General features: G+C 64.4%; 23 protein-coding genes. 13 read left to right on the top strand and 10 right to left on the bottom strand.

Features of this window, described 5'->3' with window-relative positions; genetic code table 11:
* Nucleotides 1-8 precede the first annotated feature (8 nt).
* Nucleotides 9-1,094 carry a redox-regulated ATPase YchF gene (ychF, locus tag LFT49_RS14435; RefSeq protein WP_236799007.1) on the top strand — a complete coding sequence of 362 codons (1,086 nt, stop codon included), beginning with the start codon at nucleotides 9-11 and terminating at the stop codon, nucleotides 1,092-1,094.
* Nucleotides 1,095-1,387: 293 nt separating this feature from the next.
* Here ychF and LFT49_RS22705 read toward each other — a convergent pair whose 3' ends face one another.
* From LFT49_RS22705 to LFT49_RS14425, 3 genes are all read right to left on the bottom strand, one after another.
* Entirely contained in the window at nucleotides 1,388-1,717 is a 330-nt protein-coding gene (locus LFT49_RS22705; RefSeq protein ID WP_336886853.1) for an alpha/beta fold hydrolase, read from the bottom strand.
* A complete protein-coding gene (locus tag LFT49_RS14430; protein WP_237428577.1) occupies nucleotides 1,609-2,166 on the bottom strand; it encodes an alpha/beta fold hydrolase in 558 nt (185 codons plus the stop codon). The genes LFT49_RS22705 and LFT49_RS14430 overlap by 109 nt, the downstream gene beginning before the upstream one ends.
* 123 nt (nucleotides 2,167-2,289) lie before the next feature.
* Nucleotides 2,290-2,715 carry a DUF3788 family protein gene (locus LFT49_RS14425; RefSeq protein WP_237428576.1) on the bottom strand — a complete coding sequence of 142 codons (426 nt, stop codon included), beginning with the start codon at nucleotides 2,713-2,715 and terminating at the stop codon, nucleotides 2,290-2,292.
* Between the two features lie 155 nt (nucleotides 2,716-2,870).
* On the opposite strand from LFT49_RS14425, the gene LFT49_RS14420 reads away from it, so the two are divergent.
* The 5 genes from LFT49_RS14420 to LFT49_RS14400 all read left to right on the top strand — a co-directional run bounded on the left by LFT49_RS14420 (nucleotide 2,871) and on the right by LFT49_RS14400 (nucleotide 10,314).
* Nucleotides 2,871-4,643, top strand: coding sequence for an ABC transporter family substrate-binding protein (locus LFT49_RS14420; RefSeq protein ID WP_237428575.1), 1,773 nt, complete (start codon nucleotides 2,871-2,873; stop codon nucleotides 4,641-4,643).
* A gap of 274 nt (nucleotides 4,644-4,917) precedes the next feature.
* Nucleotides 4,918-6,606: a peptide ABC transporter substrate-binding protein gene (locus tag LFT49_RS14415; RefSeq protein WP_236799004.1), complete on the top strand. Its 1,689-nt coding sequence runs from the start codon at nucleotides 4,918-4,920 to the stop codon at nucleotides 6,604-6,606.
* Between the two features lie 126 nt (nucleotides 6,607-6,732).
* Nucleotides 6,733-7,662: an ABC transporter permease gene (locus LFT49_RS14410; protein ID WP_236799003.1), complete on the top strand. Its 930-nt coding sequence runs from the start codon at nucleotides 6,733-6,735 to the stop codon at nucleotides 7,660-7,662.
* Nucleotides 7,652-8,596, top strand: a complete 945-nt coding sequence (locus LFT49_RS14405) for an ABC transporter permease (protein WP_236820136.1) — start codon at nucleotides 7,652-7,654, stop codon at nucleotides 8,594-8,596. Before LFT49_RS14410 ends, LFT49_RS14405 begins: the two co-directional genes overlap by 11 nt.
* An 11-nt stretch (nucleotides 8,597-8,607) precedes the next feature.
* Nucleotides 8,608-10,314, top strand: a complete 1,707-nt coding sequence (locus LFT49_RS14400; protein ID WP_237428574.1) for a dipeptide ABC transporter ATP-binding protein — start codon at nucleotides 8,608-8,610, stop codon at nucleotides 10,312-10,314.
* 61 nt (nucleotides 10,315-10,375) lie between these two features.
* On the opposite strand, the gene LFT49_RS14395 is transcribed toward LFT49_RS14400, so the two are convergent.
* Nucleotides 10,376-11,311 carry an SGNH/GDSL hydrolase family protein gene (locus tag LFT49_RS14395; RefSeq protein ID WP_237428573.1) on the bottom strand — a complete coding sequence of 312 codons (936 nt, stop codon included), beginning with the start codon at nucleotides 11,309-11,311 and terminating at the stop codon, nucleotides 10,376-10,378.
* Between the two features lie 232 nt (nucleotides 11,312-11,543).
* On the opposite strand from LFT49_RS14395, the gene typA reads away from it, so the two are divergent.
* Nucleotides 11,544-13,472 (top strand): translational GTPase TypA, encoded by a 1,929-nt coding sequence (gene typA / locus LFT49_RS14390; RefSeq protein ID WP_236798999.1) that lies wholly within the window; start codon nucleotides 11,544-11,546, stop codon nucleotides 13,470-13,472.
* Between the two features lie 76 nt (nucleotides 13,473-13,548).
* On the opposite strand, the gene LFT49_RS14385 is transcribed toward typA, so the two are convergent.
* Complete coding sequence (locus tag LFT49_RS14385; protein ID WP_237428572.1) at nucleotides 13,549-13,791, bottom strand: putative acetyltransferase; 243 nt, start codon at nucleotides 13,789-13,791, stop codon at nucleotides 13,549-13,551.
* 137 nt (nucleotides 13,792-13,928) lie between these two features.
* On the opposite strand from LFT49_RS14385, the gene fdxA reads away from it, so the two are divergent.
* The 3 genes from fdxA to LFT49_RS14370 all read left to right on the top strand — a co-directional run bounded on the left by fdxA (nucleotide 13,929) and on the right by LFT49_RS14370 (nucleotide 16,942).
* The gene (gene fdxA / locus LFT49_RS14380; protein WP_013601705.1) at nucleotides 13,929-14,255 is read left to right on the top strand and encodes a ferredoxin; all 327 of its coding nucleotides are present in this window, start codon (nucleotides 13,929-13,931) and stop codon (nucleotides 14,253-14,255) included.
* A gap of 14 nt (nucleotides 14,256-14,269) precedes the next feature.
* Entirely contained in the window at nucleotides 14,270-15,421 is a 1,152-nt protein-coding gene (dapC, locus tag LFT49_RS14375) for a succinyldiaminopimelate transaminase (RefSeq protein ID WP_272912519.1), read from the top strand.
* Nucleotides 15,422-15,655: 234 nt separating this feature from the next.
* Nucleotides 15,656-16,942, top strand: a complete 1,287-nt coding sequence (locus LFT49_RS14370) for a citrate synthase (RefSeq protein WP_056334606.1) — start codon at nucleotides 15,656-15,658, stop codon at nucleotides 16,940-16,942.
* 202 nt (nucleotides 16,943-17,144) lie between these two features.
* Here the strand turns inward: LFT49_RS14370 and galE are convergent, their stop codons facing one another.
* Nucleotides 17,145-18,158 (bottom strand): UDP-glucose 4-epimerase GalE, encoded by a 1,014-nt coding sequence (gene galE / locus LFT49_RS14365; RefSeq protein ID WP_236798997.1) that lies wholly within the window; start codon nucleotides 18,156-18,158, stop codon nucleotides 17,145-17,147.
* Between the two features lie 99 nt (nucleotides 18,159-18,257).
* On the opposite strand from galE, the gene LFT49_RS14360 reads away from it, so the two are divergent.
* Together LFT49_RS14360 and LFT49_RS14355 are read left to right on the top strand one after the other, a co-directional pair.
* Entirely contained in the window at nucleotides 18,258-18,866 is a 609-nt protein-coding gene (locus tag LFT49_RS14360; RefSeq protein ID WP_237430521.1) for a TetR/AcrR family transcriptional regulator, read from the top strand.
* Between the two features lie 104 nt (nucleotides 18,867-18,970).
* A complete protein-coding gene (locus LFT49_RS14355; protein WP_237428571.1) occupies nucleotides 18,971-19,582 on the top strand; it encodes a hypothetical protein in 612 nt (203 codons plus the stop codon).
* Nucleotides 19,583-19,610: 28 nt separating this feature from the next.
* Here LFT49_RS14355 and LFT49_RS14350 read toward each other — a convergent pair whose 3' ends face one another.
* Together LFT49_RS14350 and dapD are read right to left on the bottom strand one after the other, a co-directional pair.
* Nucleotides 19,611-20,468, bottom strand: a complete 858-nt coding sequence (locus LFT49_RS14350) for a hypothetical protein (RefSeq protein WP_442863739.1) — start codon at nucleotides 20,466-20,468, stop codon at nucleotides 19,611-19,613.
* Between the two features lie 22 nt (nucleotides 20,469-20,490).
* Nucleotides 20,491-21,519, bottom strand: a complete 1,029-nt coding sequence (dapD, locus tag LFT49_RS14345; protein WP_236820135.1) for a 2,3,4,5-tetrahydropyridine-2,6-dicarboxylate N-succinyltransferase — start codon at nucleotides 21,517-21,519, stop codon at nucleotides 20,491-20,493.
* 51 nt (nucleotides 21,520-21,570) lie between these two features.
* Here dapD and dapE point away from each other — a divergent pair, with 51 nt between their 5' ends.
* Nucleotides 21,571-22,707: a succinyl-diaminopimelate desuccinylase gene (gene dapE, locus LFT49_RS14340; RefSeq protein WP_236798992.1), complete on the top strand. Its 1,137-nt coding sequence runs from the start codon at nucleotides 21,571-21,573 to the stop codon at nucleotides 22,705-22,707.
* 73 nt (nucleotides 22,708-22,780) lie between these two features.
* Here the strand turns inward: dapE and LFT49_RS14335 are convergent, their stop codons facing one another.
* Entirely contained in the window at nucleotides 22,781-23,620 is an 840-nt protein-coding gene (locus LFT49_RS14335; protein WP_237428569.1) for an amino acid ABC transporter permease, read from the bottom strand.
* Complete coding sequence (locus tag LFT49_RS14330; protein ID WP_236798990.1) at nucleotides 23,617-24,267, bottom strand: amino acid ABC transporter permease; 651 nt, start codon at nucleotides 24,265-24,267, stop codon at nucleotides 23,617-23,619. The genes LFT49_RS14335 and LFT49_RS14330 overlap by 4 nt, the downstream gene beginning before the upstream one ends.
* Nucleotides 24,268-24,338: the final 71 nt, after the last annotated feature.

Here is a 24,338-nt window from a genome sequence, read left to right as displayed (position 1 = left end):
CAATGCTCGTGGCTCTTACTATTGGCATCGTCGGACTGCCCAACGTCGGCAAATCAACCCTCTTCAACGCGCTTACCCGCAACCAGGTCCTGGCCGCGAACTATCCGTTCGCCACGATCGAACCCAATGTGGGGGTGGTGAACCTCCCGGATCCCAGGCTTCAGAAGCTTGCCGGCATCTTCGGTTCCCAGCGCATCCTGCCCGCAGCCGTGTCCTTCGTCGACATTGCCGGGATCGTGAAGGGTGCGTCCGAGGGGGAGGGGCTGGGCAACCAGTTCCTGGCGAATATCCGCGAGGCCGAAGCCATTGCCGAGGTTGTCCGGGTCTTCGACGACCCCGACGTGGTGCATGTCGACGGCAAGGTGGACCCGCGCTCGGACATGGAGACCATCAACACCGAACTGATCCTCGCGGACCTGCAGACCATCGAGAAGGCCATCCCGCGGATCGAAAAAGAAGTCAAGATCAAGAAGCGCGAAGCCGCCGAACTCGCAGCCATCAAGGCCGCGCAGGCAGTGCTGGAGCGTGGTGACACCATCTACTCCTCCATCAAGAGCGACAAATTGGAGATGGAACACCTCAAGGAACTGGGCCTGCTGACGGCCAAGCCCTTCATTTACGTCTTCAATGCCGACGAAGGCATCCTGGGCAGCCCGGAGAAGCAGGAGGAGCTGCGGGCCATGGTCGCTCCGGCAGACTGCATTTTCCTTGATGCCAAGCTCGAAGCGGACCTCGTCGAACTGGATGAGGAAGAAGCCCGCGAGATGCTCGAGATGAACGGCCAGGACGAGTCCGGCCTGGACCAGCTGGCCCGCGTCGGCTTCCACACCCTGGGGCTGCAGACCTACCTCACGGCCGGCCCCAAGGAAGCCCGGGCCTGGACCATTCGGCAGGGGGATACGGCACCGCAAGCGGCGGGTGTCATCCACTCCGATTTCCAGCGCGGTTTCATCAAGGCCGAAGTTGTTTCCTTCAATGACCTGGTCGAGGCCGGCTCCATGGCCGAGGCAAAGTCCCGCGGCAAGGTGCGGATCGAAGGCAAGGAATACGTCATGGCCGACGGCGACGTGGTTGAATTTCGGTTCAATGTGTAGTTTCTGACCCTCGTGAAACCTCTGGGAAGGCCGCCAAGAACACTGTTCTTGGCGGCCTTCGCCTGTATCCACGGTCGATAAAACCTATCCCGGCAAGAATCGATTGGGGCTCGTTTTCGAGGGGATAAGCGGGTCGTTGAGTTTTCCCCATACGCCCGTCCGGGGCATGAGTAGGAGCGTTTTGGAATCAAGGTTTGATGAGCAGGGGCGTGACGGAAACTTGGCTCTTTGCCGCGCTCGAAGCAATGTACCCCGCCAACACTGCCCCAAGGCCAATGACTCCGCCGCGCAGCTCAGCTCGTGCTATCGAGGATCAGGCGTGCCGTTTCCGTTGGTTGGTCCCAGTGTGGGAAGTGACCGGAGTTTTCGAACCAGTGGAGGGTGGCATCCGGGAACAGCTCCGCGGCACGCGCCGCCTCACTGGGAGGGGTGACCTTGTCCTTCCGCCCCCATCCGACTACCACTTTTCCCTTGAGTGAACCGGCCGGTGCGCCTTCCTGGCGGGGACCGTGAATCAGCGCGTTGAGGGCCGGGTCCAGGCTGGTCGATGTCTTGAACCCGCGAAGCTCATGCAGGACAAGATCCTGCGGCAGTTTCCAGGGATGGGCGGAGAACTGAGCCAACAGGGCCGTGCGGCCCAGGGGTTGCCCGTGAGGAAGGGGAGTGCCGGTTGGATGCGGCGCACCAGTGCGACGGATGCTTTGATGCTTGCCCCAAAGATCGCTGCCTGGCGGTCATTCCAGAAGCCACCAGGGTCCAGGGCGATCGTGGTGGCAGCGTGCCCTCGTCGCGCCATTTCCATTGTCATCCGGGCGCCCATGGAGCTGCCTACAAGATCAATGTCATCCAGTTTCTCGTCGCGGATAAAGGCTTCGACGGCATCGGTCAGCGTGGCAATGGTGGTTTCGCCGGTCAGCGGCGCGGATTCGCCGCAACCGGGGAGGTCGATGGCAATCACATCGCGTTCAGCAGCCAGCGCCGGGATTACCGGGTTCCAGTTACCAATACTGGAACCGAGTCCATGGATCAGGAGGAGTGGCTTACCGGAGCCTTGCCGGGTTGAGTGCAGCATGCCTTCACTCTAGGGGGCGGTGCAATGTATCTGGCCCACACCGGCCTCGTTCCGCGTCAACGTCTGGGCCCGTGGCGGCCACGGCACCATGACGTGCCCGCTTCCTTGGGGGGGCTGCCGCCGCTACCGCGCCCGAAGCTTGTAACGGACCACCTCGATGGCGGCCCCGATATCCTCCGGCGAGCGGATCCGGACGACGACCGGCAGCATCGCTCCGGACATCTCCACCCCGGTGATCTGGGCCCGGAGGTTGTCAGGGAGGGGCAGCGCGGCGAGGTCATTGCGGTGTCGGGCGGAGAAGTAGCACGTGACCGTGGCGTAGCCGTCCCAGACCGCCAACCACGCCATATTCTTGCTGCCCCGGAGAGCCTTGCACAGCCATCCGCCGTCCCGGTAGTGGTGCCACGACAACTCCAGGCCAAGGTCGGGTCGGGACAACAGCTCCTTGAGGTCGTGCCAGGCGGCGAAGGAAGCACCCAGATGCTGGCGGATCTGTTCGTCGTCGGGCATGCGGCCGGGATCGGTCAGGACAGCGACACGGCCAGGCACGGGTTCATAGTAGCGGCCCGGTGGGGGGGGGGGGACTACAGGGTCCAATGCCCCACATCAACGACTGACCGGCCTGACAGCTTATCCTGAAGTGGTAGGGCGCGATTGGGCGGCCCGGGTCCCCTCCTGGAGAGGGAAAAACACAAGGAGGCGGCATGCCGGTACGGCGTCTGATTCAGTTGCTCGTCGCCGCATTGTCGGCCGCCCTTGTTCTTTCCGGCTGCTCGGGTGGCAGCGCCCCGTCCGTTGTGGTGGGGGAGGCGAAGCGCGGCGGCAGCGTCACGGTGGCGGAGGTCAATGCCTTCTCGTCGTTCAACCCCTACAGCGCCAACGGCAACACTGACATCAATTCGAAGATCGGTGCCATCACACATTCGGGCTTCTTCTACCTTGATGACACGTCCAAGGTTGTCCGGAACGACAAGTTCGGCCATTTCGAGAAGGTATCCGACCAGCCGCTCAAGGTGAAGTACACGGTCAACGAGGGCGTTAAGTGGTCGGATGGTGCGCCCATTGGCGCAGCCGACCTCCTGTTGAGCTGGGCCGCCGGGTCCGGCTACTACGATGATGTCGATCGTGCTGCCGGCAAGGGAACCAAGTACTTCTCGGTTGCCTCCGACACCACGGGGCTCGCCGGCACCCTGTTCCCGGAAATCGGATCCGACGGGCGTTCCATCACCATTGAGTACGCGGCACCATACGCCGACTGGGAAGTGGCGTTCGACGTCGGGCTCCCCGCCCACGTCGTTGCTGCCAAGGGCGGACTCAACGATGAGGAAGACCTGGTGACGTTGCTCAAGGACACGCCTCGGGGCAACCCGGAAAAGCCGGTGTCCAACCCCGCACTCAAGAAAATCGGCGACTTCTGGAACACCGGATTCAATACAAAGGCCGTTCCGGATGATCCGGCACTCTACCTGTCCAGCGGCCCCTACATCGTCCGCGATATCGTCCCGGAAGTCTCGATGAAGCTGGTTCGCAACCGGGACTACACATGGGGCGCGGAACCCTGGCTGGACGAAATCAATGTCAGGTTCACCGGGGCAGTACCGGCGGCAGTGGATGCCCTCCGCAACGGCCAGGCTGACATCATTTCGCCGCAGCCCTCAGCCGCTACGGACAGTCTCCTCACCGGCCTGTCGGGCCAGGGCATCACCGTGCAACGGTACAAACAGTCTGGCTATGACCACCTGGATCTCAACTTCTCCGGGACCTTTGCCGACAAAGACGTCAGGGAAGCCTTCCTCAAGACCGTGCCGCGGCAGGCAATCATGGACGCCGTGGTGGGAACCCAGGTGCCGGACAACAAGCCATTGGACTCGCAGGTATTCCTGCCGGGACAACCGAAGTACGACGACACCGTGAAGAATAACGGCTCTTCGGACTACGCCAAGGTGGACATTGACGGGGCAAAGAAGCTCCTGAAGGACACCACCCCCAGCGTCCGCGTACTTTACAACCGGGACAACCCGAACCGGGCCAAGGCGTTCGCCCTGATCCGCGACTCGGCCGCGCTGGCCGGATTCCGGGTGGTCGACGGCGGACAGGGCAGTGCCGACTGGGCTGCCGCGCTAAGCCGGGGCGGATATGACGCCGCCCTGTCGGGATGGATCGGCACAGAGGCCGGTGTCAGCCGGGTGCCGCAGATCTTCCGCACCGGTGCGGGCAGCAACTTCACGGGATATTCCGACGGCGGCGCGGACAAGGTTATGGAGCAACTGGCCGTGACCACGGACCTGGGCAAACAGGATGAGCTCCTGGCGGAAATCGATAAGCACATCTGGGAGGACGCGTATGGCCTCCCGCTCTACCAAACGCTGGGAACAACCGCCTTCAATTCCCGGGTAGCGGGCATCAAGACCAGCCCCGGCCCCCTCGGCATCTGGTGGAACGTCTGGGAGTGGCGGCTGTCCAACCCTGCCAGGTGACCTAGGGTCTTTCGCCCCTTGCGCAGCGCTCTTTGGCCCGATTCGCCGTACGGCTTACCGGCGAGTAGCATGTGACGTGCCTAACTTCCCTCCATTTGCCGGGGTATTGCACTGCGCCGGTCACGGTTTGGCAACGGAGTACCAATATCTGGACTACGTGCGGTTAGGCTAACTCGTATTGTGTAGGTTTCGTCACAGCGGTGAGCTGCGTGCAGCCTGCAGGGGAAGCACAAGATTCCCCTATATATCTCTCCCACAACTCATAGGAGGCGGAATGCGTTTTACGCGCACTTCCAAAGCACTGGGCATCGTGGCAATCGCCGCGCTTGCCCTGACCGGGTGCGGCGCCGGCGGCGGCGGCAGCACTGAAGGGTCCAGCAATGCTGCCGGCGATCCGAACAAGGTCATCACTGCCTACAGCAACGAGCCACAAAACCCGTTGCTGCCGGCAAACACCAATGAGGTTTACGGCGGCCGCGTGGTCGAGCTCCTCTTCGAAGGCCTGCGCACGTACGATGCCAGCGGCAAGCCGGTCAACGCCCTCGCCGATTCCATCGAGTCGTCCGACGCCCAGAACTGGACCATCAAGGTCAAGCAGGGCCAGAAGTTCACCAACGGCGAGGCCATTACGGCTAAGACCTTCGTTGACTCCTGGAACTTCGCTGCAAACTCCAAGAACCTGCAGAACAACGGATTCTTCTTCGAGTCCATCGCCGGTTACGAAGACGTTTCGGCTGTGAACTCGCAAAAGGGTGCTGACGGCAAGACCACCACCACCCCGGCCCCCAAGGCTGACACCATGTCCGGCCTTGCAGCAACCGATGATTCCACCATCACGGTCAAGCTGGCCCAGCCTGAGGCTGACTGGTCCCTGCGCCTCGGCTACTCCGCCTTCTTCCCGCTTCCTTCGGCAGCGCTGACCGACCCCAAGACCTTCGGTGAAAACCCCGTCGGCAACGGTCCGTACAAGTTCGAAAAGCAGGGTTCCTGGGTCCACGACCAGTCCATCTCCCTGGTAAAGAACGCGGACTACAAGGGCCCGCGCGAAGCCAAGAATGGTGGCGTGACCTTTAAGTTCTACACGGATCCGGGCCCCGCATACACGGACCTGCAGTCGGACAACCTGGACATCACCGACGTTCTTCCGTCCAACGCACTGAAGACCTACGTTTCCGACTTCCCGGACCGCAACGCCACCAAGGCCGTTGCCACCAACTCCACGCTGAACATCCCGCCGTACAACCCGAACTTCCAGGGTGAGGCCGGCAAGCTGCGGCGCCAGGCACTGTCCTACGCCATCAACCGCGAGGAAATCGCCAAGGTGGTCTTCAACGGCACCCGTACCCCTGCCAAGGCATTCGTCCCGCCGGTCATCGACGGATTCAAGGAAGGCCTGAAGGGCAGCGAAGTCCTCAAGTTCGACGCCGCCAAGGCCAAGGACCTGTGGGCACAGGCTGACAAGATCCAGCCCTACGACGGCTCCAAGCCGCTTCAGATCGCCTCCAACACCGACGGCGGCAACAAGGAATGGATCGACGCCGTGGCCAACGGCTTCAAGAACAACCTCGGCATCCAGGCTGAAATCCAGCCCTTCGCCAAGTTCGCTGAAGTCCTGAACCTGCGCAAGTCCCAGCAGCTGCCCGGCCTGACCCGTGCGGGCTGGCAGGGCGACTACCCGTCGCTGTACAACTTCCTGGGACCGGTATGGGCCACCAACGCTTCCTCCAACTACGAGAAGTACTCGAACCCTGAGTTCGACAAGCTCCTCAAGGAGGGCCTGGCTGCCAAGAGCACGGATGAAGCCAACGACAAGTTCAACCAGGCACAGGAGATCCTGTTCCAGGACCTGCCCGGCCTGCCGCTCTGGGATCAGGCCCGCCCGATCGTTTGGAGCAACAACATCGTGAAGGCCGAAACCGGCTGGAACGGCGGCATCCTGTACTACGGCATCACGGCCAAGTAGTTCCAAGAAATAACTTGCCGACAAGCTGATGGGGGTTCCGGTTACGTCCGGGCCCCCATTGGCTTGCAAGCGGCAGGAAGGCATTCATGAACGTGTTCTCCCCCTTACCGGAAGGCAGGTGATCCTGTGATCCGGTTTATTCTGCGCCGACTCCTGCAGGTGATCCCTGTTTTCCTCGGCACTACCCTCCTGGTGTACTACATGGTGTTCGCCCTGCCCGGCGACCCCATCGCCGCGCTGTTCGGCGACCGCCAGCCCCCGCAGGCAGTCATCGACACCCTGCGCAGCCAGTACAACCTCGACCAGCCCTTCTGGGTCCAGTACGGCCTGTTCCTCAAGAACCTCTTCACCTTCAACCTGGGCAATGACTTCACCGGCCAGCCCATTGCCGCCAGCCTGGCCCGTGTCTTCCCCGTCACAGCCATGCTCGCCATCGAGGCCTTGGCGATCCAAGCCATCTTCGGCGTGGCCTTCGGCGTGTTCGCCGGCCTGCGCCGCGGCGGTTGGTTCGACTCCACCGTCCTGGTGGCTTCGCTGGTGGTCATTGCAGTTCCCACCTTTGTCCTCGGCTTCGTCTTCCAGCTCGTCTTCGGCGTGCAGCTGGGCTGGGCCAAGCCGACGGTGGGTGCGAATGCGAACTGGGGCACACTGTTGCTGCCCGCAATTGTTTTGGGGCTTGTCTCCTTTGCCTACGTCCTGCGCCTGACCCGCGCTTCAGTCAGCGAAAACATGAACGCGGACTACGTGCGGACCGCCACGGCCAAGGGCCTGTCACGTCCCCGGGTGGTCCTGGCACACATCCTGCGCAACTCGCTGATCCCGGTGGTGACCTACCTGGGCGCCAACCTTGGCGGCCTGATGGGCGGTGCCATCGTTACCGAGGGCATCTTCAACGTTCCGGGCGTTGGCAACAAGCTTTACCAGGCAGTCCTCCGCAGTGAAGGGCCCACCATCGTCTCCATCGTCAGCGTGCTGGTGCTGGTGTTCGTCGTGGCCAACCTGCTTGTCGATCTCCTGTACGCCTGGCTTGACCCGAGGATCCGCTATGACCAGTAATAACAGCCACTTCGTGGCCCCCATTGAAGAGACGCCGCTGCAGGCAACGGATGCCGTCAAGACTGACCAGGCCCCACTCAGCCTGTGGGCCGACGCCTGGCGCAAGCTCCGCCGTCGTCCGCTGTTCATCATCTCGGCACTGCTGATCCTTGCCCTGATCGTCATTGCGCTGTTCCCTGGACTTTTCACGTCCACGCCGCCCAACGAAGGCTGCGAACTCGGGAACTCGGAAGGCGCGCCCAGCGCCGGACACCCGTTCGGCTTCACTTTCCAGGGCTGCGACGTGTACTCCAGGGTCATCCACGGCACCCAGGCCTCGCTGTCAGTGGGCCTGCTCTCGGTGCTGTGCGTCCTGGTGATCGGCGTGACCCTTGGCGCCCTCGCGGGATACTACGGCGGCTGGATTGACGCTGTGCTTGCCCGCTTGGGTGACATCTTCTTCGCACTGCCGCTGGTACTCGGCGCTCTGGTGATCACCCAGCTGCCGCTGTTCCGCGAGAACAAGAGCGTATGGACCGTGGTGTTCGTCATCTCGCTCCTGGCCTGGCCACAGATGGCGCGCATCACGCGCGGTGCAGTCATTGAGGTGCGCAATTCCGACTTCGTCACCGCAGCCCGCGCGCTGGGTGTTTCCAAGTTCGGTGCACTGATGCGCCACGTCCTGCCGAACGCCCTGGCCCCGATCATTGTCCTGGCAACGCTGGAACTTGGCGTGTTCATCGTGGCCGAAGCCACCCTGTCCTTCCTGGGCATTGGCCTGCCGCAGAGCATCATGTCCTGGGGCAATGACATCGCAGGCGCCCAGGCATCGATCAGGACCCGGCCGGAAATCATGCTCTACCCGGCCGCGGCGCTGTCCATCACGGTGCTGAGCTTCATCATGCTGGGCGATGCAGTGCGCGACGCCCTTGACCCGAAGAGCCGTCAGCGATGAGAGAAAATGAGATGACAACTCCAGACGTCCGCATTGATGAGGCCGAAACCACCGGCGTCAGGCCGCTGCTCGAAATCCGTGACCTCGCCATTACCTTCAAGACCGGCGGCGGTGAGGTCCAGGCCGTGCGGAACGCGCACCTGACCATCATGCCGGGCGAAACGGTGGCGATCGTGGGGGAGTCGGGGTCCGGCAAATCCACCACGGCGCTGGCGGCCATTGGCCTCCTGCCCAACAACGGCAGGGTGTCCGGCGGCCAAGTCCTGCTCGACGGCGAGGACATTGCCCATGCCACCGAGCAGCGCATGATCGAGCTGCGCGGCAACACCATCGGCATGGTTCCGCAGGACCCCATGTCCAACCTGAACCCGGTGTGGAAGATCGGCTACCAGGTCCGGGAAACACTGAAGGCAAACGGCCGCCCCAGCGGGCCGGACGATATCGCCAAGGTGCTCTCCGAAGCGGGGCTGCCCGACGCGAAGCGCCGGGCCAACCAGTACCCGCACGAGTTCTCCGGCGGCATGCGCCAGCGCGCGCTGATCGCCATTGGCCTCTCCTGCCAGCCCCGCCTGCTGATTGCGGACGAGCCGACGTCGGCCCTCGACGTCACCGTCCAGCGGCAGATCCTGGACCACCTGGAGACGATGACCAACGAACTGGGAACCTCGGTGCTGCTGATCACCCACGACCTGGGCCTGGCAGCCGAGCGGGCAGACAAAGTGGTGGTCATGTACCAGGGCCGCGTGGTTGAAGCCGGTCCGTCGCTGGAACTGCTCCGCAACCCGCAGCACCCGTACACCAAGCGGCTCGTAGAGTCCGCGCCGTCCCTGGCCAGCCGCCGTATCCAGGCTGCCAGGGAGCAGGGCGTGGAGACTGCGGACCTGCTGGCGCCGGCGGCCGAGACGGCCAAGTCGGACACCTTCCTGCAGATCCAGGACCTGCGCAAGGTCTACAAGCTCCGCCAGGGGCTGGGCAAGGCGACGGACTTCGCGGCGGTGGACGGCGTGAGCTTCGACGTCAGGCGGGGAACCACGACGGCGATTGTGGGGGAGTCGGGCTCCGGCAAGTCCACGGTGGCCAAGATGGTGCTCCAGCTGGAAAAGCCCACGGAAGGCAGGATCCTGTTCGACGGCGTCGACACCTCGGCCCTGAAGCCTGCCGAACTGTTCAAGTTCCGCAGGCGCGTCCAGCCCATCTTCCAGGATCCGTACGGCTCCCTCGATCCGATGTACAACATCTACCGCACCATTGAAGAACCGCTTCGGGTGCACAAGATCGGGGACCAGGCCAGCCGGGAAAAGAAGGTGCGGACACTGCTGGACCAGGTGGCCCTGCCCCAATCCGCCATGCAGCGGTACCCGAACGAGCTGTCAGGCGGGCAGCGGCAGCGTGTTGCCATCGCGCGCGCACTGGCGCTTGACCCCGAGGTCATCATCTGTGACGAGGCAGTTTCCGCCCTGGACGTACTGGTGCAGGCGCAGGTGCTGAATCTGCTGGCTGACCTGCAGGTCAACCTCGGCCTGACCTACCTGTTCATCACCCACGACCTTGCCGTCGTGCGGCAGATCGCGGACCACGTGTGCGTGATGGAGAAGGGCCGGCTGGTCGAGACCGGGTCCACGGACGAGGTTTTCGAGTCGCCCCAGCAGGACTACACGAAGGCCCTGCTCAATGCGATCCCCGGCGCGAAGCTGATGCTTCCGCCCGAGGTGGCATGACCCTGGCGTAGCGGGGAAGCCCCATGTCAACGGCTGGAGCCGGGACCTTCGGGTTCCGGCTTCAGCCGTTTGTGCCGTTCGCTCCCGTAGCTGCCAGCGACGGCCCGCCACCCGGCGCGGCGGGAACACCGAGTTCACGCAAGCGGCGCTCCAGGACCCCGCCAAGCTGCTTCCGGCCTTCGGCATCCATATGGACGGCGTCGGCCAGGTGCTGGGTCAGGTTGTATTTGGTCAGCCAGTCGCCGGCGCTCACGAACGTGACCTGCTGCCGGGCTGCGATCCCCGCCAGCAGTGCATCCACCTGGCTTCGCCGGCCGCCGCCGTTTTGGGCTCCGCGGGCAAGGGTGCCCACCACGACGATCCGCGTGTCGGGGTATCGGGCTTTTAGTGCGTCGATGAGCCGGTTGGCGTTGGCACTGATCTGCGCGTCAGAGGCGCCCCGGGCAGCGTCGTTGCCGCCGCCTTCAATCACGATCAGGCCGGGTGCTCCGGCCGGCATCAGCCAGTCGCCGTGTTCAAGGGCATCGATGTAGTTGCCCACCTTGCCGTTGGCAGCGGTGAACCCCGTGCCGCCGTAACCGCAGAAGTGGACGCTGTAACCCAGGCCCGCCAAGGCCCTGCGAGGCCAGCTGTCGTCGGGGACGGACTGGGAGTCGCCAATCAGCACAGCAGTGCTTCTGGCATTTGCCACCACAACCTCGTTGCGCTTAAACACAGGGTTGCGGTAAATCTCGCCAGGGAACAGCGCAGGGCGGTTAAGTACCGTTGACAGGTCGACGTTTGAGGCGAATCCCGTCGCACTGGGTTGGCCAACGGCGCTGGCCCGGAGCAGCGCGGACGGAAGGTACCCCTCCACGGGCGACGCCTGACCAGGAGCCACATCCACCTGCTGACCGGGCGCCGCAAGGACCAGCCCCGCGGCAAGTGCCAGCACCGCAGCGCGCGTGAGCACACGCGCGGGACGGGGGGATTCTTTGCGGGGCGATGGGCTGCTCATCAACAGCAATAATGGGGCATTGGCGGGTATTTATCCAGTGAGTGTGACCTGGCGATCAGGGGTGATTCCGGGTTGCGTGCGGCAGCGGCGCCGCCGCCCGGATTTAGGCCATCACTTGCCGCAGCGTTTAGACTGGAAGTAGTCGCCCTGTGTTAAGGGCCAAGTCCGTCGTGCGTTCCAGTTGGAAATGTCGCGATACAACAGCTGACTCCACTGAATCGAGCCATTACGCATGTCTGAAACCACCACCAACACCGCGGTAGCCACTGCATCGCGCAGTGACCTGCGCAACGTCGCGATTGTGGCCCACGTTGACCACGGCAAGACCACTTTGGTCGATGCCATGCTCAAGCAGACCAATTCCTTTGCCGAGCACAACCACCTCGAAGACCGCGTGATGGACTCCGGTGACCTTGAGCGCGAAAAGGGCATCACCATCCTCGCCAAGAACACCACGGTGGCCTACAACGGGCCGTCCTCCAATGGCGAGACCATCACCATCAACGTCATCGACACCCCGGGCCACGCCGACTTCGGCGGTGAGGTGGAGCGCGGCCTGTCCATGGTCGACGGCGTCGTCCTCCTCGTTGACGCATCCGAGGGTCCGCTTCCGCAGACCCGCTTCGTCCTCCGCAAGGCCCTGGCCGCCCACCTGCCTGTCATCCTGCTGGTCAACAAGACCGACCGTCCCGATGCCCGCATCGAGGAAGTCGTCCACGAGTCCATGGACCTGCTCCTGGGCCTGGCCTCAGACCTCGCGGACGAAGTGCCCGACCTGGACCTGGACAAGATCCTCGAAGTTCCCGTCGTTTACGCTGCAGCCAAGGTTGGCCGCGCCTCCCTCGAACAGCCCGCTGACGGCACCGCCCCGGAGAACGAAGACCTCGAGCCGCTCTTCAAGACCATCGTGGAGCACATCCCGGCTCCTACGTACAACCCCGAGGGTGTCCTGCAGGCACACGTGACCAACCTGGACGCTTCCCCGTTCCTGGGCCGCCTTGCCCTGCTGCGCATCTACAACGGCACCCTCCGCAAGGGCCAGCAGGTTGCCTGGGCCCGCCAGAACGGTGAGCTGAAGACCGTCAAGATCACCGAACTGCTCGCCACCAAGGCGCTGGAGCGCGTTCCCGCCGAGTCCGCGGGCCCCGGCGAGATCGTCGCCGTCGCCGGCATCGAGGACATCACCATTGGTGAAACCCTCACCGACGTCGAGAACCCGCAGCCGCTGCCGCTGATTACCGTGGATGACCCCGCGATCTCCATGACCATCGGTATCAACACCTCCCCGCTGGCGGGCAAGGTCAAGGGTGCCAAGGTTACCGCCCGCCAGGTGAAGGACCGCCTGGACAAGGAACTGATCGGTAACGTCTCCATCAAGGTGCTTCCCACCGAGCGTCCCGACGCCTGGGAAGTCCAGGGCCGTGGCGAGCTGGCGCTGGCCATCCTGGTTGAGCAGATGCGCCGCGAAGGCTTCGAGCTGACCGTGGGCAAGCCGCAGGTTGTCACCAAGACCATCGATGGCAAGATCCATGAGCCCATGGAGCACATGACCATCGACGTACCCGAGGAATACCTTGGCGCCGTCACGCAGCTCATGGCAGCCCGCAAGGGCCGCATGACCAACATGGCCAACCACGGCACCGGCTGGTGCCGGATGGAGTTCATCGTTCCGGCCCGTGGCCTGATCGGTTTCCGTACCCGGTTCCTCACCGACACCCGCGGCGCCGGCATCGCAGCCTCCATCTCCGAAGGCTATGAGCCCTGGGCCGGCCCCATCGAGTACCGCACCAACGGCTCCATGATTGCCGACCGCGCCGGCGTGGTCACCCCGTTCGCCATGATCAACCTGCAGGAACGCGGCTCCTTCTTCGTGAAGCCCACCTCCGAGGTGTACGAAGGCATGATCGTCGGCGAGAACTCGCGCGCCGATGACATGGACGTCAACATCACCAAGGAAAAGAAGCTCACCAACATGCGTGCCGCTTCCTCCGACACCTTCGAGAACCTGACCCCTCCGCGGGAACTCACCCTCGAAGAGTCGCTGGAGTTCGCCCGCGAGGACGAGTGCGTCGAGGTGACCCCGGAGGCCATCCGGATCCGCAAGGTGATCCTGGACACCAACGAGCGCGCCAAGGCCAACCGCGCCCGCGCCAAGGCCTAGCAACGCAAGGAAAGCCGGAACGGCAGGCGGGGACCCCGCCGTCGTTCCGGCTTTTTTCTTTTCCCTCTGGCGGGGGTTAGCGTGCAGCCGGGCGGCGCCGCGGGGGAGCCGGCGGGACTTGTTTGGCTGCCACAACGCGCTCAAGGGGAATGACGACGTCGGCCTGCCGGGTGCGGACGGTGCAGGAACCGGCGTCGCAACCCAGCAGGTGTCCCAGGGCGTCCGTGAGGCCGCCCTCGATTCGGTAGCGCACCACCACCCGGGTTCCCGGCTCAGCCGAGGCAAGGAAACGCGCTGGCGCAGGTACTGGCTGACTCACCAGTTCATACTAGGTTGCCCGGCTAGGTTCGCGGGAATGGGCTGGGAGATAATAGGCTCAGATGTCAGACTCCGGCTGTGCCGCCGGATGCAAGAGCCGGCGGGACGCCGGAACCCCAACGTGGAGAGGCCAGGGACGTGACGTACGTAATCGCGCAGCCGTGTGTGGATGTCAAGGACAAGGCATGTATTGAAGAATGCCCCGTCGACTGCATCTATGAAGGCGAGCGTTCGCTGTACATCCATCCGGATGAGTGCGTCGACTGTGGAGCCTGCGAACCGGTGTGCCCGGTTGAGGCCATTTACTACGAGGACGACACCCCGGAGGAGTGGGCCGACTACTACAAGGCCAACGTGGAGTTCTTCGATGACCTCGGCTCCCCGGGCGGCGCAGCCAAGATCGGCAACACCGGCAAGGACCACCCGATGATCGCAGCCCTGCCCCCGCAGAACCAAGACCACTAAAGCGGACGGACATCGTGACCGCAGCAGTTAATTCGTTTGGCCTGGACCTGCCCGACTACCCCTGGGAGGCCATGGCACCGTATGTGGCCAAGGCGTCTGAGCATCCCGGTGGAGCCGTCAACCTCTCGATCGGGACGCCGGTGGATCCGACGCCGCAGCTGGTGCAGGATGCCCTGAAGGCCGCCGCCAACGCACCCGGCTACCCCACGGTCCATGGGACTCCGGCGCTGCGGGAGGCCATCGCTGCCTGGTTCGAACGGCGGCGCGGTGTGCCAGGCCTCGATCCGCGCAACATCATGCCCACGGTGGGCTCCAAGGAACTCGTTGCGTGGCTGCCGCTGCTGCTTGGCCTTAAGCCCGGAGACGTCGTCGTACGTCCCAAGGTGGCCTACCCCACGTACGATATCGGCGCGACCCTCGCCGGGGTCACATCCGTGGCAACAGACAACCTGGACGAACTGGACGAGGCCACCCGCTCGCGGGTCCGGCTCATCTGGGTCAACTCGCCGGGCAACCCCACCGGCAGCGTGCGGGACGCAGACTCCCTGAAGGCGCTGGTGGTCCAGGCCCGCGAACTGGGTGCCGTTGTGGCGTCGGACGAATGCTATGCGGAGCTCGGTTGGGGCGACTGGGACGTCCAGCGCGGCGGCCAGCGGGTCCCCAGCATCCTCGATCCCCGCGTGGCGGGCGGCTCGCACCAGGGCCTGCTCGCCGTCTACTCGCTCAGCAAGCAGTCCAACCTGGCCGGTTACAGGGCGGCGTTCGTCGCCGGTGATCCGGACCTGATGCCCAACCTGGTCAACAGCCGCAAGCATGCAGGCATGATCGTGCCCTACCCCATCCAGGAAGCCATGCGGGTGGCGCTGGGCGACGACACCCACGTTGAGGCGCAAAAGGAGCTGTACCGGGGCCGGCGCGAACGCCTGCTGCCGGCGCTGCTGGACTTCGGCCTGGAGATCAAGGAATCCGACGCCGGCCTGTACCTCTGGTCGACGGCAGGGGAGGACACCTGGGAGACCGTTTCCCGACTGGCTGGGCGGGGCATCGTGGTGGGGCCAGGGGTCTTTTACGGCGACGCCGGCAACGGCTACGTCCGTGTTGCCTTGACGGGGTCGGATGAACGGATCGATGCAGCGGTAGCCCGGCTGGCCGAAGCTAGCTCCTAGGGTACGTAATATTCGTGTGACTCGCCCCACATGTGGTGTGTTTTAGGCCGCAGGGGCGGGCCCCGGATTAGTGACACCCGCCAAGGAGCGGTACTTTTTAACTGATCAATGGTGGCTTTCTACAAGAAGGCAGCCCGGGTGTTGGAACCTGTCTCTTCAGGCTTCGTGCACGGCTCACCTGATGTTGGATCAAGCTTTCGACAGAGGCCAAAGACGCCTCATGAAGGGGACTCCATGACTGAGACCAACAATGCTGCGACCCTGCTCCACGCAGGTGGCGAGCTGAAGCTCCCGCGCATCCAGGTTGTTGAAGGGAACGAAGGTTACGACGTCTCCAAGCTGCTGAAGCAGACCGGAGCCGTTACCTTTGACCCCGGCTTCATGAACACCGCAGCAACCACGTCCGCCATCACCTACATCGATGGCGATGCAGGCATCCTGCGCTACCGCGGATACCCCATCGAGCAGCTGGCACAGCATTCCAGCTTCCTGGAGGTGTCCTACCTGCTGATCTACGGCAACCTGCCCACGCCCACTGAGCTGGACGAGTTCGACCAGAAGATCCGCCGCCACACCCTGCTGCACGAGGAGCTCAAGGGCTTCTTCGGCGGCTTCCCCCGCGACGCGCACCCCATGCCGGTGCTGTCCTCGGCCGTGTCTGCGCTGTCCACGTTCTACCAGGACTCGCTGGACCCGTTCAACGCCGAACAGGTGGAGGTCTCCACCATCCGCCTCATGGCCAAGCTGCCGGTCATCGCCGCGTACGCGCACAAGAAGTCCATCGGCCAGCCCATGCTCTACCCGGACAACTCCATGAACCTGGTGGAGAACTTCCTGCGCCTGAGCTTCGGCCTGCCGGCCGAGCAGTACGAGCTTGACCCGGTCATCGTCAAGGCACTGGACCTGCTCCTCATCCTGCATGCTGACCACGAGCAGAACTGCTCCACCTCCACCGTGCGCCTGGTGGGCTCCTCCAACGCCAACCTGTTCGCCTCCGTCTCCGCCGGCATTAACGCCCTCTTCGGCCCTGCCCACGGCGGCGCCAACGAAGCCGTCCTGAAGATGCTCCGCCAGATCCAGGCCGAGGGCCTCAAGCCCGAGGATTACATGGAGAAGGTTAAGAACAAGGAAGACGGCGTCCGCCTCATGGGCTTCGGGCACCGCGTCTACAAGAACTACGATCCGCGCGCCAAGATCGTCAAGGCCACGGCCCACGAGATCCTCAGCAAGCTCGGCGGCAACGACGAACTGCTGGACATCGCCATGCGCCTGGAAGAGAAGGCACTCAGCGATGACTACTTCATCCAGCGCAAGCTCTACCCCAACGTGGACTTCTACACCGGCCTGATCTACAAGGCCATGGGATTCCCTGAAAAGATGTTCACCGTCCTGTTCGCCATCGGCCGCCTGCCGGGCTGGATTGCCCAGTGGCGCGAAATGATCAGCGATCCGAACACCAAGATTGGCCGCCCGCGCCAGCTGTACATCGGCGAGCCCGAGCGCGACTACCCGGCCCGCTGATCTCTGCCGGCCACAACAGCAGTTACGACGACGGCCGCCCACCTTTCTCAGGTGGGCGGCCGTTTCGCGTTAATCACCATCCGCTGCTGCGTACTTGTCGTTTTGGGCCGCCAAAACGACAAGTACGCGGCAATCGACGGGGATGGTCAGGGCCCGAGCTTGCGAGGGCAGGGAGCCGGCGGGGAGCAATCGACGGGGATGGTCAGGAGGCGTAGCCCTGGGGGTTGTTCTTCTGCCAGCGCCAGTGGTCCTCGCACATCTGGTCCACGGTCTTGGTGGTGGACCAGCTCAGGTCCGCCAGCGCGGAGGTAGCGTCGGCCCAGAAGGCAGGAAGGTCTCCAGCACGGCGTCCGGTGATCTCGTAGGGGATGGGCTTGCCCACGGCCTTCTCGAAGGACCGCAGGACCTCCAGGACGGAGGAGCCCTTGCCGGAGCCCAGGTTCCAGCGGAAGACGCCGGTACGCCCTGCGATGTGGTTCAGCGCAGCGACGTGGCCTTCGGCGAGGTCCACCACATGGATGTAGTCGCGCAGGCACGTTCCGTCCGGAGTGTCGTAGTCGCCGCCGAACACCATGAGCTTCTCGCGGCGGCCCACGGCCACCTGGGCAATGAACGGGACCAGGTTGTTGGGGATGCCCTGGGGGTCTTCGCCGATGCGCCCTGACGGGTGCGCGCCCACGGGGTTGAAGTAGCGCAGCAGTGCTATGTGCCAGCGGGAGTCGGCGGCGCCGAGGTCGGAGAGGATGTCCTCGATCTGTTCCTTGGTGCGCCCGTAGGGGTTGTTGGCGCCGATCTCCATCTTTTCCACGTAGGGAATGGGATTGTGCTCCCCATAGACGGTGGCCGAGGAGCTGAAGACGATGGACCGGACATCGTGCCTGTCCATGACGCGGATCAGGTTCAGGGTGCCCACCAGGTTGTTGTAGTAGTACTTCAGCGGCTCCTGCACTGACTCCCCGACGGCTTTGAGGCCTGCGAAGTGGATGACGGCGTCGATGCCGCTGCCGGCAAAGACTTTCTCGACGGCGGCCTCGTCCACCAGGTCCACGTGGTGGAACTCGGCGGGCTTGCCGCTGAGTTCTGCCACCCGCCGCAGCGATTCCTCGCTGGAATTGACCAGGTTGTCGATGACGACCACGTCGTGGCCGGCTTCCTGCAGGGAAAGAACAGTGTGGGAACCGATGTAGCCGGTGCCCCCGGTAACCAAGATTTTCATGCCTCAACGCTATCCCACGCGGACCGCTCGCCGCCGCAGCGTTCCGGATGCCGGGCGGCCGGGTGCCGTGATGGAAGCACATCTGTGCTAATAAGGATGGTGCCCAAAATAGTTGACGCCGACGCCAGGCGGCAGGATGTTGTCCAGGCGGTTCTCCGCATCATCGCCGTCGACGGGCTGGAGCGTGCTTCGCTGCGGGAGGTGGCGGACGAAGCCGGGCTGGCGGTTGGTTCTGTCCGGCACTACTTCCAGGGGAGCGAGGAGCTGCTGGCCTTCTCCTTCGGCACGGTTGTTGACCGGGTAGTTTCCCGGTTGGAGGGACTCCTGCCGCCCGTGCAGGACGCGGCCGCCGGCAGCCCTGAGCAGCGCGGCGCTGTTTTAACCCTCCTGGGCGGCGTCCTTCCCCTGGACGAGGAAACAGCAATGGACGCCTGCGCCTGGCTGGCTTTCAAGAACGCCGCTCGGATCAGGCCCTTCCTTGCAGCCGAAGCCGACCGCAGCCACCGTGAAGTCGCGGCCATCGTGGGCGGCGTGGTGGCCTCCCTGCTCCCGGATGACGAACCGCAGGAGAACCTGGTGGTCGAGGCCGAACGGCTCCTGGCCACACTGGACGGTCTGTGCATGCATGCCCTGCTGCAACCCGCTTGGATGACCGCGCAGATGTGCCGCGACGTCCTGGAGCGGCACCTGGACGGGCTGGTCCGTTAAAAGGCCTGCACTACCGCGAATTGGCTGCGGGAATAGACTGATAGCCGGGTAGCGCGGGAGCTGTCATGGCGCCCCGGCAGAAGCAGGCCAGGGAAGGACTTCGGATGCAGCACGCAAGCGGTTCAGGGTGGCAGATCACTACGGACACGTCCGGGCCGATGATGATTGCGCTCTACGTCCGGGACACGGCCGGCCTGAACGGCGTGGGCCGCCCCATGCTGTCCCATGCAACGCCCAAAATCCGCCCGGCCGACCACAGGCACCTGACTTCAGACGTGGGCGGCCTCAGCGCACTGAAGACCGAATGGGAGGCCTGGTGGGAACAGCTGCTCAAGGCCTATCCGCAGGCGTCGCCCGAACTATCGCCGCCCAGCTTCGAAGCCTTCGGCAACTCTCCGGCCCTGCAGCGGGTACTGCAGGCACATTTTGGTTCCGCGCTCACCTGGGCCAGGGAGCGCAGAAGCGAATATGCCGAGCTTGAAGCCGAACGCGTTGCCACGGGAACCGACCAGCTGCTCCAGGACATGGTGGACGACAGGCTGATGGAAGTGGGGCGGGATTCGCGGGACTTCAAGCTGACCATTATCGAACTGCCGCTGGATGAGCAGCGGGCCTGGTACCTGGAGCCCGACAAGATCATCATGAGCCAGGAACTGATGAGCCAGCCTGAACTGTTCCGCAGCTACGTCCAACCGGTGCTGGAAATCCTGGTCTAGCCCCCAGGCGGGAGGCCGACGGCGGCACTCAGCTGCCGCCGTCGGCCGTCCGCACCGTGATGCGCACCTGGCCGTCAGGGGAACCCGTGACCTGCCAGCCGTCGCCACTGGCGCGCTGCCAGGTGTGCCCCTCCGCTTCGACCCGCACCACGGACAAGTCCTTGGCGTTGGCAACTGCCCACTGGGCCACGGACCAGGCCAGCGTCCCCTGGGAGTCCACCACCAAGGTGGAACCATCCACCCGGCTGTCAACGCCACCGTAGGCCTGGTCAAGTTCGGTGGCCACCGATGCGGAATTTCCGCCCGCGGTGGGGGAGCGGAGTGTGCACTGGACTCCGGCCGGAGTCTGTCCGGTGAGCCCCGACGCGAACGCCCGTCCCATCTCTTCATGCTGCGCGTACGCCTTGGGGTAGGCGGACCGCTGGACCTGCTGGGCTGCGTCGGTGATGTCCAGCGTCTCGTAGCCGGGAATCTTCACCAGGGCGTCGTAGAACGCATTGACGGCGTAGTAAGGGTCCATGATTTGCGCCTCCGTGCCCCAGCCCTGGGACGGCCGCTGCTGGAAGAGCCCGCGTGAGTCCGGTCCGGCTTGGTCGCCGTGGCCGATGTTGCGCAGCTTCGACTCCTGCATGGCCGTGGCCAGGGCGATGGTGGCGGCACGCGGGGGAAGGCCCCGCCGGACAGCTGCTGCGGTGATCAAAGCCGCATTGGCCGCCTGGTCAGGCGCCAGCTCCCCGCTCCGGCCCGCGGCCTTGGCTGTGCAGCGTTCCGAAACGAGGGTCTCGGAACGCTGCACAAAGTACACCGCCGTATAAATGCCTCCCGCTACCAGCGCGAGGGTGAGGAGCAGCACCGTCAGGCGGCGCAGGCCGCGTCTGCGCGCCACAGACAGAGGTGCCATGAAGGAACTAGTTGGCGTGCAGTGCGTCGTTCAGTTCAACTGTCTGGCCCTTGCGGGGCAGGGCTTCAACCGCACCGGTGGTGGAGTTGCGGCGGAACAGGAGGTTGGGAACGCCGGAGAGTTCGGCAGCCTTGACGATCTTGGTGGTGTCCTCGCCCACCTCGTCCTTGGGCCCGGGAACGCGGACCCGGGTGCCTGCCGTGACGTAGAGGCCTGCCTCCACCACCGAATCGTCACCGATGCTGATGCCCACGCCGGAGTTCGCGCCGAGCAGGACGCGCTCGCCGATGGTGATCTTTTCCTTGCCGCCGCCGGAGAGGGTGCCCATGATGGAGGCGCCGCCGCCCACGTCGCTGCCGTCGCCGGCCACTACTCCTGCGGAAATGCGTCCCTCCACCATGGAGGTGCCCAGGGTGCCGGCGTTGAAGTTCACGAAGCCCTCGTGCATGACCGTGGTGCCGGCCGCGAGGTGCGCACCGAGGCGAACCCGGTCGGCGTCGGCAATGCGAACACCGCTGGGTACCACGTAATCCACCATGCGCGGGAACTTGTCGATGCCGTAGACGGTGACGGCACCACGGCGGCGCAGCTTTGCGCGCGTCAGTTCGAAGCCTTCCACGGCGGCCGGCCCGAAGTTGGTCCACACGACATTGGGGAGCTTGCCGAAGATGCCGTCCAGGTTGATGGTGTTGGGCTGGACCAGGCGGTGTGACAGCAGGTGCAGCCGCAGATAGGCGTCAGCGGTGTCCGCGGGGGCCTCATCCAGGTTGATCTGGACGAAGACCACCTTCTGTTCCGTGCCGCGGTCCTCGTCGACGCCGTTCTCCGCGATGCGGGTCAGTGCTTCGTCGGCGTTCTCCACCGAGCGGAGGTCTTCCGCCGCAACACCAAGCGCCGGTGCCGGGAACCAGACGTCCAGGACGGTGGCGTCACCGCCGGCGGTGGCGATGGTGGCCACGCCAAAGCCATAGGCGGAACGGTCATCAGCGGTTGAGGTCAAGGTTTCGGGCACGGCGGAGGAAGCGGTCTCAGTCATGTGCCCCAGTCTATCGAGGGCCGGGCGGGCGGTTCGAACTAGACTGGCTTCGTGACTGCTGAAACCGCCCCTGAACCTGCCGTGTCCGTCCTTGACCTCCGCCAGGATGTGGCGTTGCTGACCGCAGCCCTGATGGACATCAACAGTGTGTCCGGTAATGAAACCCAGCTGGCGGACGCCGTCGAAACCGCTTTGCTGGAGATTCCCCAGCTCAGCGTCGTGCGCGACGGGGACGCGATCATCGCGCGGACGGAACTGGGCCGCCCTGAGCGCGTCATCCTCGCCGGACACCTGGACACCGTCCCGCTGCCGCTCACCGAAGGCTCCAAGGGCACCGTCCCTTCCAGCTGGGAGTCCGGGGTTCCCGGCGAGGGCATCCTGTATGGCCGCGGCGCCACGGACATGAAAGGCGGCGTGGCGGTCCAGCTGGCTTTGGCCGCAGGGATGTTCGACGGCGGCGCCCAGCCCAAGCGGGACGTCACCTTTGTGTTCTACGACCACGAGGAAGTGGAGGCGGTGAAGAGCGGCCTGGGGCGCCTGGTCCGCAACCACGGAGACCTGCTGCAGGGAGACTTCGCCATCCTGCTGGAGCCAACCGACGGCACCGTGGAGGGCGGCTGCAATGGCACCAGTCGGTTCGAGGCCACCACGGCGGGGGAGGCTGCGCATTCGGCCCGCGCCTGGATGGGCAGCAACGCCATCCACGCGGCAGCGCCCATCCTGGCCCGCCTGGCAGCCTACGAACCCCGGACCATCAACGTCGACGGCCTTGACTACCGGGAAAGCCTCAACGCGGTGAAGATCAATGGCGGCACAGCGGGCAATGTGATTCCGGACCGCTGCGTTGTGGAGATCAACTACCGGTTCGCCCCGGACAAGACGCCTGATGAGGCCGAGGCCCACGTCCGGGAACTGCTGGCTGGCTTCGACGTGGTCCGCACCGACGCCGCCGCCGGCGCCCGGCCCGGGCTGCAGCACCCGGCCGCCGCCTCCTTCGTTGCCGCCGTGGGAGCCGCACCCAAGCCCAAATACGGCTGGACCGACGTCGCGCGTTTCAGCGAACTGGGCATCCCGGCGGTCAACTTCGGCCCAGGAGATGCGCTGCTGGCGCACAAGGATAACGAGCACGTGGACGCCGACGCCGTCCGCAAATGCCTTGCCGCCCTGCAGAGCTGGCTGGCGGCCTGAGGGAGCTTAAAGACAAAAGAGGGCCGGAACTCCCGCGGGAGTTCCGGCCCTCTTTTGTCGAAGGCTTCGCGGACTAGGGAGCCGCAGCCTCCAGGACGTCCGGTTCGGCCTTGGCCACACCGCCGGCAGCCTTCTTGGAGCCGCGGCGCTCGATCCACACAGCCAGCCGCGATACGGAAATGTTGATGGCGATGTAGATGGCGGCGGCCACGAAGAAGACGGGGAACAGGTACTGCGGCCCCAGGAAGTCTGCCATGACCTGCACCGCGCGCAGCAGTTCACCGTAGGCCACGATGTAGCCCAGCGAGGTGTCCTTCAGGAGCACCACCATCTGCGCCACGAGCGACGGCATCATGCGGCGGATAGCCTGCGGCAGTTCGATGAGCATGCGGGACTTGTAGCTGGTCAGGCCGATGGCCAGCCCCGCCTCGCGCTGTCCCTTGGGCAGTGACTGGATGCCGGCGCGGATGATCTCCGCGAACACGGCGCCGTTGTAGAGCACCAGGCCGGCGATAACGGCAATGAACGCGGAGGTGCGGAATCCCAGCAGGATGAAGAGCATCATCAGGACCACTGGCATGCCGCGCAGGAATTCCAGAATGATCCGGGTGGGGATCCGGATGACAGCAGCATCCGAGATCCGCAGCAGGCACAGCAGCAGCCCCAGCGGGAAGGCGATGACTGCTGCGATGGCGGCTGCGGAAAGAGTGGCACCCAACCCGTTGCCGAGCAGCCGCCACACGTCGGCGCGGGTGAAGATCTGCCAGCGGCGCGCCTCGAGGATTCCCTGCTGCGCGAGGGTCATGACGACCCACGCCAGCAGGCCGAGAATCAACAGGCCGCCGATGATTGAGGCAATCAGGGAGATCCGGCGTGCTTTGGGGCCGGGAACGTCGTACAGAACGGAGCTCATCGGGCAATCGCCACCTTTCGTTCCACCGTGTTGGCGAGGATTCCCAGCGGAACGGTGAGGAGCAGATAGAAGAACGCAGTGCCCAGCAGGACGGTGATGACGGCGTCACCATTGGCGTTGGCCAGTTGCCGGCCGTAGCCGAACAGTTCCAGGACGAAGAAGGCACCGGCCACGGAGGAGTTCTTGACCAGGGCGATCAGGATGTTGATCAGCGGCGGGATCACTGTCCGCAGGGCCTGGGGGAGGATGATGAGCGTGAGTACCTGGCCGAACTTCATGCCGATACTGCGCGCGGCCTCCGCCTGGCCCACGGGCACGCTGTTGACACCTGAGCGGACAGCTTCGGCGATGAACGCTGCGGTGTAGGTGCTGAGGGCGATGATCGCGGCGACCTCGAACTGCTCGAACTTGACCCCAAGCCGGGGGAGCACAATGGCTGCGAAGAAGAAGGCGATGGTCAGCGGGGTGTTGCGGAGGATCTCCACGTAGACGGTGCTGAAACCGCGCAGCGCCGCAACCGGGGAAACGCGCGCTGCCGCCAGCAGGGTTCCGAGGATCAACGCGAAGATGCCGGAGACGACGGAGAGGAAAAGTGTGCGGAGAAAACCAGTCCAGTAAAGGGGCAGGTTTTCAATGATGACGTCCATAGGATCCTTCGGCTGTAAGCGTGGACGGATTAAAAGCTGTGCTGCCGGGGCCGCTGTGCAGCCCCGGCAGC

The organism is Arthrobacter sp. FW306-06-A (genome assembly GCF_021870055.1).
In the GTDB taxonomy this organism is placed as follows: Bacteria; Actinomycetota; Actinomycetes; order Actinomycetales; family Micrococcaceae; genus Arthrobacter.
Note: the sequence above shows the minus strand (reverse complement) of the source record. Positions and strands in the feature narration are given on the sequence as shown.